Source organism: Bradyrhizobium sp. (assembly GCF_049512235.1).
Lineage (GTDB): Bacteria > Pseudomonadota > Alphaproteobacteria > Rhizobiales > Xanthobacteraceae > Bradyrhizobium.
Genome location: NZ_JBEKXH010000323.1, coordinates 1 through 7,542, shown reverse-complemented (window position 1 = coordinate 7,542; position 7,542 = coordinate 1). Strand labels below are relative to the sequence as shown.

Below are 7,542 nucleotides of genomic sequence, written 5' to 3'. Positions count from 1 at the left end.
GAGGACGCCCCGATCTTCCAGGTCGCCGATTACGGCCTGGTCGCCGATCTGTATCAGGCGGTACCCGAACTGACGGAGGCGCTCGGCAAGCTCGGAAAGTAACCACGTTAGAGCACGTATTCCGCAAAGGTGGCGGCCTGCGATAGGAATAGGCGCGAAGTCAAGATGCTGCACCGGACGGGCGGACTCCGGCCGGTGCTGGTTCAAGGGATGGGCAGCCGCCAGTCGCGCGTCGCTGCGAGATGATGCGGTGAGATGACAAGATGGCGGTTATGATCAAGAAGGTTGGCGTGATCGGTTCGGGCCAGATGGGCAACGGCATCGCGCATGTGGCGGCGCTCGCAGGTCTCGACGTGGTTCTCAATGATGTGTCCGCCGATCGCCTGAAATCGGCAATGGCGACCATCAACGGCAACCTGTCGCGCCAGGTCGCCAAGAAAATCATCACCGAGGACGCGCGCAAGCAGGCCCTGGAGCGGATCGTCCCCGCTCACACGATGGATGGGCTTGCCGATTGCGATCTGGTGATCGAGACCGCGGTCGAAAAAGAAGAGGTCAAGCGCAAGATTTTTCACGATCTCTGCGCGGTGCTGAAGCCCGAAGCCATCGTCGCCTCCAATACCTCCTCGATCTCGATCACGCGGCTGGCCGCGACCACCGACCGGCCGGAGCGCTTCATCGGCATTCACTTCATGAATCCGGTGCCGCTGATGGAACTGGTCGAACTGATCCGCGGCATCGCCACCGACGACGTGACCTTCGACACCGCCAAGGAATTCGTCTCCCGGCTCGGCAAGCAGATCGCGGTCTCGGAGGATTTTCCGGCGTTCATCGTCAACCGCATTCTGCTGCCGATGATCAACGAGGCGATCTATACGCTGTATGAGGGGGTCGGCAACGTCGAGGCGATCGACGCCGCGATGAAGCTCGGCGCCCATCATCCGATGGGGCCGCTCGAACTGGCCGATTTCATCGGGCTGGATACCTGCCTGTCGATCATGCAGGTGCTGCACGAGGGGCTCGCCGACAGCAAGTATCGGCCGTGTCCGCTGTTGGTGAAATATGTCGAGGCCGGCTGGCTCGGGCGCAAGACCCAGCGCGGCTTCTACGACTATCGCGGCGACAAGCCGGTGCCGACGCGGTAAGGTCTGTGCTAACGCGGCAACCATCGAATGCCGGCGCGGCGCATTGACAGCGCGATTTTCTCCGCCGTCGTCCCGGCGCGGGGGCCGGGGCGACAAAGAGAATCATCGCACGTATTGCGCCTCGCCGTGGCCGAACGACCGGTTTTCGGGGAACACCTCGACCAGGTTGATGAATACATCTTCGGGACGGAGGCCGGGGCTGTCGCTCAGCCGTTCGACGATGCGCCGATAGAGTTTCTGCTTCTGCGCCACGGAGCGGGTATTGCTGACGGTGATTTGGATCATAACCATGAACCGCCCAGGCGCCCGAGGTCTCACGGGGCAACTTCACCTGAACACGGCCGCGGCAGCGTCGGCGGCGGCATCTTCGGACCCGGCAAGCATGGAGGCCCTCGTCAACGCGTTCCTGCTGACGAAGAGCAGCCTGCGACGAAAGGCAAGCGGGCTCTCGACGAACAATATGGCCTTCAGGGACTCCAGCCCGCCGGCGAAATATGGCTCGTGAAGTCCGTTGCCATGATCTTCAGTCCACTGCGGAACCTCCAGGCCATAGGTCCGGGCCAGGTGCTCTCCCACAGCCGCAAAATAGGCGTCGTGAAAGGCGTCGATACTCCGAGGACGCTCCCGCAATGCATCATTTCTGGAGCTTTGATTCAAATAAAATGAATCCAGGAATTCCCTGACGGCAAGTCCGAACTCCTGCTCGCCGGCGCCGACACGCAAGGCGACTTCGGATAGTGTTTTCGGCCTGTTTCCGAAAGAAAAATAATCAGCGCTCATCTTTTGCGGCCCCAGTCGATATACGAAAATATTTCCTCCAATCCAAACTTCGTCTTCGGCTCCAGCACATTATGAGGGTAGAATTTGGCGACTAGAGCCAAGGCATCCTCGGAATTCGTCAAGCCGAGTTGCCCGGCCAAAAGCTTGATGTCATCGATATCGGAGCTTGCGGCGTCGGTCCTCATGGCACGACACTTCATGGCGAAAAGATACTCTGGCTTCGCCAAAGAAACCTGTAGGCCAGGTTCGGATTCAGATGGATAGCTTTTAAAAAGCGCTTTGGCTTCCGGTTGCGAATCGACGACGCTCAGCCAACCTTTAACGCCGTCGTTTAGCCAGCCATGGTCCCACCCGTACTCGTTGGCCAAATCGATGGCCATTGCCCGTACGAACTCCTTGTCCTTTTCGAAAACGCCGTCCACATCACGGGTATTGGGACGTTGATCGAAGGTCAGAATAAGAGCCGATCCTCCATAGATCGATATCTCGATGGTTTTGCCAGCGGCTTGAGCCCGTTTACCAAGCTCCGCAAATGCCTTTTCGAGGGCAGCTTTGTCGAATATTTGCCTACCCGGCATAGAAGGACCTGCGTCGATAAGCTGCCGACGCAATCCGGGGCCGTCCTCGGTCGCGTTCGGAACCAGGAAGCCTATTCACTCCTCACGCGCGCTTGCAACAAAATTCGCGACGCGGGCAACTGGTTCCGAGCGGATGCGCGCGTTCGCGCGAACCGATCGCTCGGCCCCCACATTCTCTCGCTTTGTCCAGTCTTCGTTAACGGCTTTCGCCTAACGCTTGCCGTGCTGGAGTATTGCGTATGGATTTGATGAGCATGGTCATGGGCATTCTTGCCGCTCAGGCGGGCAGGGTGCAGATGCAGGCCGCGGCCCTGATGATGAAGTCGAATGACGCCGCCGAGAAATTCGCGGTCCAGACCCTGTTGGGTGCCCCCCAGCAAAGCTTCTCCTCGCTGGCCAATGTCGGCGCCGGCATTGGCGACAATCTCAATATAGCGGCCTAGATCATGATTGCGACGTGGATCACGATCCGATTGCATCGGATCATGATCTCATATTTCTGTTTGAGCATGATCTCCGAGCAAACGCGTTTCCGCGTTTGTCCGAGGAAGGCCGGTTCCCACTGTTCTGCATCGTGCTCTAGAATTCGGCCCTGGCCGGCTTCATCGCCGCCGTGATCAGCTTGATGGCGTCGTCGCTGGCCCAGTCCGCAGGTCCCGCAATGGTGGCGATTTCGCAGCCGTCGCCGTCGACCAGCACCGAAGTCGGCATCCCCAGCGCCCGGCCCACGGCCTTGAGGTCCTGAAAAACCACGGCCTTCGGGTCGCTGAAATAGCTGAGACGGGTCAGATTGGCCTCTTTCAGGAAATTCCGGGGTTTTTCCGGGTCGCGGGTATCGATATTGACCGCAACCACCTCAAAGTCGGCGCCTCCGAGCCTGGTTTGCAGGCGGTCGAGCGCCGGCATCTCCTTGCGGCAAGGGACGCACCAGGTCGCCCACAGATTCAGCAGCACGGTGCGGCCATGCCAGTCCGAGAGCTTTCTGGGCTTGCCGCCGGCGTCGGTGAAGGCGAGGTCCGGCAGCCGCAGCGGGACCGTGGCCATGGTCAGCGCCGCCACCTCGCCCTGCGCCAATGGCGCGAGCTTGCGCGCCAGATCGACCGCCGGCCGGCAGGCGGCGTCGCCGGCCGCGCTGCGCCGCAGCCCGTCAATTCCGTGGACGGCGGCAAATCCGATCACCGCCCCGATCAGCACGGCCCCGATCGCGAAGGGTATCCGGCGCGTGGCCGCCGGGCGGGGCGAGGGGTGTTCAGGCATATCGTTTGTCATCCCGTATCAGATGCGGCTATGCAGGACCGGGTAGCAACCCGGTTCGAGCCGGTAACGAGGTCCGGGGCATTCGGTTCGCTGCGACGACGATGAATGGCCATCCCCAGCAACAAGCCATGAGTAACCAGAGTAATAAGCCGTGAGTAAGCCGTCATGAGCAACAAGATGTGGGGGGGCCGGTTCACCGAGCGCCCCGATGCGATCATGGAGGAAATCAACGTCTCCATCGACGTCGACCGTCACCTCCATGCCCAGGACATCAGAGCGTCCAAGGCCCACGCCGCGATGCTCGCCGCGCAGGGCATTATTACCGAAAACGATGCGAAAAATATCGCCGATGGTCTAGACACGATTTTGTCAGAGATCGGCGAGGGGCGGTTTACGTTCAAACGCGCGCTCGAGGACATTCACATGAATGTCGAGAGCAGGCTCGCCGAATTGATCGGCCCTGCCGCGGGCCGGCTGCACACCGCGCGCTCGCGCAACGATCAGGTGGCGACCGATTTCAGGCTCTATGTCCGCGATGTCATCGATGCCACCGACGCGGCGCTGGCCGCGTTCCAGCAGGTGCTGGCGGAGCGGGCGCTGCAACATGCCGCCACCGTGATGCCGGGCTTTACCCATCTGCAGACCGCGCAGCCGGTGACGTTTGGACATCATCTGCTCGCCTATGTCGAGATGGCGGCGCGCGACCGCGGCCGCTTTGCCGACGCCCGCAAGCGCCTCAATGAATCGCCGCTTGGCGCCGCGGCACTGGCGGGTACCTCGTTTCCGATCGATCGCGACTTGACCGCAAAAGCGCTCGGTTTCGACCGGCCGATGGCCAATTCGCTCGACGCCGTTTCGGATCGCGATTTTGTCCTGGAAACCCTGGCGGCGGCGGCGATCGCGGCGATGCATCTGTCGCGCTTTGCCGAGGAGCTCGTGATCTGGACCTCGCCCTTGGTCGGCCTGGTGCGGCTGTCCGACAAGTTCACCACCGGCTCCTCGATCATGCCGCAGAAACGCAATCCGGATGCCGCCGAACTGGTCCGCGCCAAGACCGGACGGGTGATCGGGGCGCTGACCGGGCTCCTGATCGTCATGAAGGGCCTCCCATTGGCCTATCAAAAGGACATGCAGGAGGACAAGCAGGGCGCGATGGAGGCGTTCGAGGCGCTCTCGCTTTCGATCCGGGCGATGACCGGAATGGTCGCCGACCTGGTGCCCGAGGAGGCGCGGATGGAAGTTGCCGCGGGCGAGGGCTACGCCACCGCCACCGATCTCGCCGACTGGCTGGTGCGGACGCTGAAAATGCCTTTCCGCGAGGCCCATCACGTCACCGGCCGCATTGTCGCCAAGGCATCGGAGGCGGGTGTGGCGCTGCATCTTTTGCCGCTTTCGCAGTTGCAGGCGGCCGAACCCCGCATCACGGCCCAGGTCTTGGACGTGCTCTCCGTGCAAGCCTCGGTCAAAAGCCGTACCAGCTATGGCGGGACCGCCCCGAAGAACGTGCTGGCGCAGGCCAAAGCCTGGCTGAAGCGGTTGGAAAAAGAGCGAAAATTGGGCTGAACCATGAAATTCGCTGCAATTTCATGATGGTCCGGCTCTCGCCAGATCAGGGCATTCTTTGTATGGTGCCGGCACTAGTGGGGATATCTTCGTGAAACGCAATTACAGCCCGACAGCGTCGGGATGGGTCATGCTGTTGTTGGGCGCGGCCGTGCTCGCGCTCGGGGGCTGCGGACGCAAGGCCGGGCTCGATCTGCCGCCGAGGCCCGCGGACGCGCAACCGTCCATGACCGCGGCGCCAGTCGATAGCGCGGCCGAGCAGGCGAGCAAACCAAGCGTCTTCAATCCCTATTACGGCACCGACGCGCCGCCGACCGCGGCCAAGGGCCAGAAGAAAGCCTTCATTCTCGATCCGCTGCTGGAATCAGGAAGTTCTGGACCGAGCAAGCCATGAATCACTTCGACTATCGCCACGGCGTGCTGCACGCCGAGGCGGTTGATCTGATCGAGCTGGCGGATGCGGTCGGCACGCCCTTCTATTGCTATTCGACCGCGACGCTGGAGCGCCATTTTCGCGTGTTCAGCGAGGCCTTCGCCGGCGAGAAGACGCTGGTGTGCTACGCCATGAAGGCCAACTCCAACCAGTCGGTGCTGCGCACACTGGCCAAACTCGGTGCCGGCGCCGACGTGGTCTCGGGCGGCGAGCTGAAGCGCGCGCTGGCCGCCGGCATTCCCCCTGAGAAGATCCTGTTCTCCGGGATCGGCAAGACCGAGGCCGAGCTGCGCGCGGCACTGGCCGCCGACATTCTCTGCATCAACGTCGAATCCGAGCCCGAACTCGAACTGCTGTCGCGGCTCGCCGGCGACCGCGGCCGCACCGCCCGGATCTCGGTCCGGATCAATCCCGATGTCGATTCCGGCACCCATGCCAAGATCTCGACCGGCAAGTCCGAGAACAAGTTCGGCGTGCCGCTGGCGCGCGCCCGCGCCGTCTATGACCGCGCCGCCAAGCTGCCGGGGATTGAGGTCACCGGCGTCGACATGCATATCGGCAGCCAGATCACCGATCTCGACAAGATGGAGACCGCGTTCCGGATCCTGGCCGAATTCGTCCAGACCCTGCGCGCCGATGGCCACACCATCTCCCACGTCGATTTCGGCGGCGGGCTCGGCATTCCCTATTACATGGATCGCGCAGCGCCGCCGGAACCTTCCGCCTACGCCGCCATGGTCAAACGCGTCACGCACAATCTCGGCTGCACCCTGATGTTCGAGCCCGGCCGCTTGATCGTCGGCAATGCCGGCATCCTGGTCAGCCGCGTGATCCATGTGAAGCGCGGCGACGCCAAGAATTTTGTCATCATCGATGCCGCGATGAATGACCTGATCCGCCCGACTTTGTATGAAGCCCACCACGATATCCTCCCCGTCCGCCAGGCCGCGGCGGGCGCGCCCACCATCGTCGCCGATGTGGTCGGGCCGGTCTGCGAAAGCGGCGACTATCTCGCGCTCGGACGGACCCTGCCCGAGCCCAAGGCCGGCGATCTCCTGGCGATCATGACCGCCGGCGCCTATGGCGCGGTGCAGTCCTCTACCTACAACACCCGCGCGCTGGTACCGGAAGTGCTGGTGCAGGGCGATCAATACGCCGTGGTGCGGCCTCGCGTAGAGGTCGAGGAACTGATTGCGATGGACCGGCTGGCGCCGTGGCTGTGAGGAAGGCCTGTCGTTGCCCGTGAAAGCAGCCTGGCGCGATGCGGCAGCCGCCAGCGTAGCTCGATCATCTCTTTTGTTACTCCTCGACCTCGGTATCGATGAGATCGCCGAATAATTCCCAACGATCGCCCTTGAATTTCTTGAGATGAAATTTCTTGACTGGAGCGAAGTCAGTTGCACTGGTGTTGATAGTGACACCAGGCAACAGCCCTTCGAGCCGCAGACCCTCGATGTTCGCGGCCTGCTTCATGATATTCACACGAGTAAGATCGTCGCCACACTTCTTGAGAACGTGAACCATCGTTTGAGCAACACTATAGCCAAATACCAAATTTTGGTCGTCACGATTCCCCTCCGGGAAATATTTCATAAGGAAGGCATCAAAGTTTTTGATACCTGCGTCGTATTTCCACTGCGGGTCAGTGGCATCTTTCAGAAAAGCCGCGGATATTATGTTTTGGCTGTTTTCCAATCCAGCCGGAATCATCACGGTTCCCGTTGATGAACCGGTGCTGTTGATAATGAACAGCGGTTGCCAGCCTAATTCAGCTACCTTCTTTATC

The 7,542-nt window shown here is 61.4% G+C and carries 10 protein-coding genes and 1 pseudogene; 6 read left to right on the top strand and 5 right to left on the bottom strand.

Features of this window, described 5'->3' with window-relative positions:
- A pseudogene (locus tag ABSG20_RS24860) lies at positions 1–102 on the top strand (electron transfer flavoprotein subunit alpha/FixB family protein); the annotation flags it as partial.
- 161 nt (positions 103–263) lie between these two features.
- The gene (locus tag ABSG20_RS24855; protein ID WP_423867150.1) at positions 264–1,145 is read left to right on the top strand and encodes a 3-hydroxybutyryl-CoA dehydrogenase; all 882 of its coding nucleotides are present in this window, start codon (positions 264–266) and stop codon (positions 1,143–1,145) included.
- 102 nt (positions 1,146–1,247) lie between these two features.
- Here the strand turns inward: ABSG20_RS24855 and ABSG20_RS24850 are convergent, their stop codons facing one another.
- From ABSG20_RS24850 to ABSG20_RS24840, 3 genes are read right to left on the bottom strand one after another with little or no spacing between them, the layout of a single operon-like run.
- A complete protein-coding gene (locus ABSG20_RS24850) occupies positions 1,248–1,436 on the bottom strand; it encodes a tautomerase family protein (protein ID WP_423867149.1) in 189 nt (62 codons plus the stop codon).
- A 36-nt stretch (positions 1,437–1,472) separates the two neighbouring features.
- Entirely contained in the window at positions 1,473–1,925 is a 453-nt protein-coding gene (locus ABSG20_RS24845; protein WP_423867148.1) for a hypothetical protein, read from the bottom strand.
- The gene (locus ABSG20_RS24840) at positions 1,922–2,536 is read right to left on the bottom strand and encodes a hypothetical protein (RefSeq protein WP_423867147.1); all 615 of its coding nucleotides are present in this window, start codon (positions 2,534–2,536) and stop codon (positions 1,922–1,924) included. Before ABSG20_RS24840 ends, ABSG20_RS24845 begins: the two co-directional genes overlap by 4 nt.
- Positions 2,537–2,742: 206 nt before the next feature.
- Here ABSG20_RS24840 and ABSG20_RS24835 point away from each other — a divergent pair, with 206 nt between their 5' ends.
- Positions 2,743–2,946 carry a hypothetical protein gene (locus tag ABSG20_RS24835; RefSeq protein ID WP_423867146.1) on the top strand — a complete coding sequence of 68 codons (204 nt, stop codon included), beginning with the start codon at positions 2,743–2,745 and terminating at the stop codon, positions 2,944–2,946.
- Between the two features lie 136 nt (positions 2,947–3,082).
- On the opposite strand, the gene tlpA is transcribed toward ABSG20_RS24835, so the two are convergent.
- Complete coding sequence (gene tlpA / locus ABSG20_RS24830) at positions 3,083–3,772, bottom strand: thiol:disulfide interchange protein TlpA (RefSeq protein ID WP_423867145.1); 690 nt, start codon at positions 3,770–3,772, stop codon at positions 3,083–3,085.
- 153 nt (positions 3,773–3,925) lie between these two features.
- Here tlpA and argH point away from each other — a divergent pair, with 153 nt between their 5' ends.
- From argH to lysA, 3 genes are all read left to right on the top strand, one after another.
- Positions 3,926–5,323, top strand: coding sequence for an argininosuccinate lyase (gene argH / locus ABSG20_RS24825; protein WP_423867144.1), 1,398 nt, complete (start codon positions 3,926–3,928; stop codon positions 5,321–5,323).
- Positions 5,324–5,414: 91 nt separating this feature from the next.
- Positions 5,415–5,717 (top strand): LPS translocon maturation chaperone LptM, encoded by a 303-nt coding sequence (gene lptM, locus ABSG20_RS24820; RefSeq protein WP_423867143.1) that lies wholly within the window; start codon positions 5,415–5,417, stop codon positions 5,715–5,717.
- The gene (gene lysA / locus ABSG20_RS24815; protein WP_423867142.1) at positions 5,714–6,979 is read left to right on the top strand and encodes a diaminopimelate decarboxylase; all 1,266 of its coding nucleotides are present in this window, start codon (positions 5,714–5,716) and stop codon (positions 6,977–6,979) included. Before lptM ends, lysA begins: the two co-directional genes overlap by 4 nt.
- A gap of 76 nt (positions 6,980–7,055) precedes the next feature.
- Here lysA and ABSG20_RS24810 read toward each other — a convergent pair.
- A partial coding sequence (locus ABSG20_RS24810) for a type 1 periplasmic-binding domain-containing protein (protein WP_490338335.1) occupies positions 7,056–7,542 on the bottom strand: 487 nt, incomplete at its 5' end.

Excerpts from the sequence above, each read along its gene's own strand:
- ABSG20_RS24855 (WP_423867150.1), top strand. The coding sequence starts at position 264 with ATGGCGGTTATGATCAAGAAGGTTGGCGTGATCGGTTCGGGCCAGATG.
- ABSG20_RS24850 (WP_423867149.1), bottom strand. The coding sequence starts at position 1,436 with ATGGTTATGATCCAAATCACCGTCAGCAATACCCGCTCCGTGGCGCAG.
- ABSG20_RS24845 (WP_423867148.1), bottom strand. The coding sequence starts at position 1,925 with ATGAGCGCTGATTATTTTTCTTTCGGAAACAGGCCGAAAACACTATCC.
- ABSG20_RS24835 (WP_423867146.1), top strand. The coding sequence starts at position 2,743 with ATGGATTTGATGAGCATGGTCATGGGCATTCTTGCCGCTCAGGCGGGC.
- tlpA (WP_423867145.1), bottom strand. The coding sequence starts at position 3,772 with ATGACAAACGATATGCCTGAACACCCCTCGCCCCGCCCGGCGGCCACG.
- argH (WP_423867144.1), top strand. The coding sequence starts at position 3,926 with ATGAGCAACAAGATGTGGGGGGGCCGGTTCACCGAGCGCCCCGATGCG.
- lysA (WP_423867142.1), top strand. The coding sequence starts at position 5,714 with ATGAATCACTTCGACTATCGCCACGGCGTGCTGCACGCCGAGGCGGTT.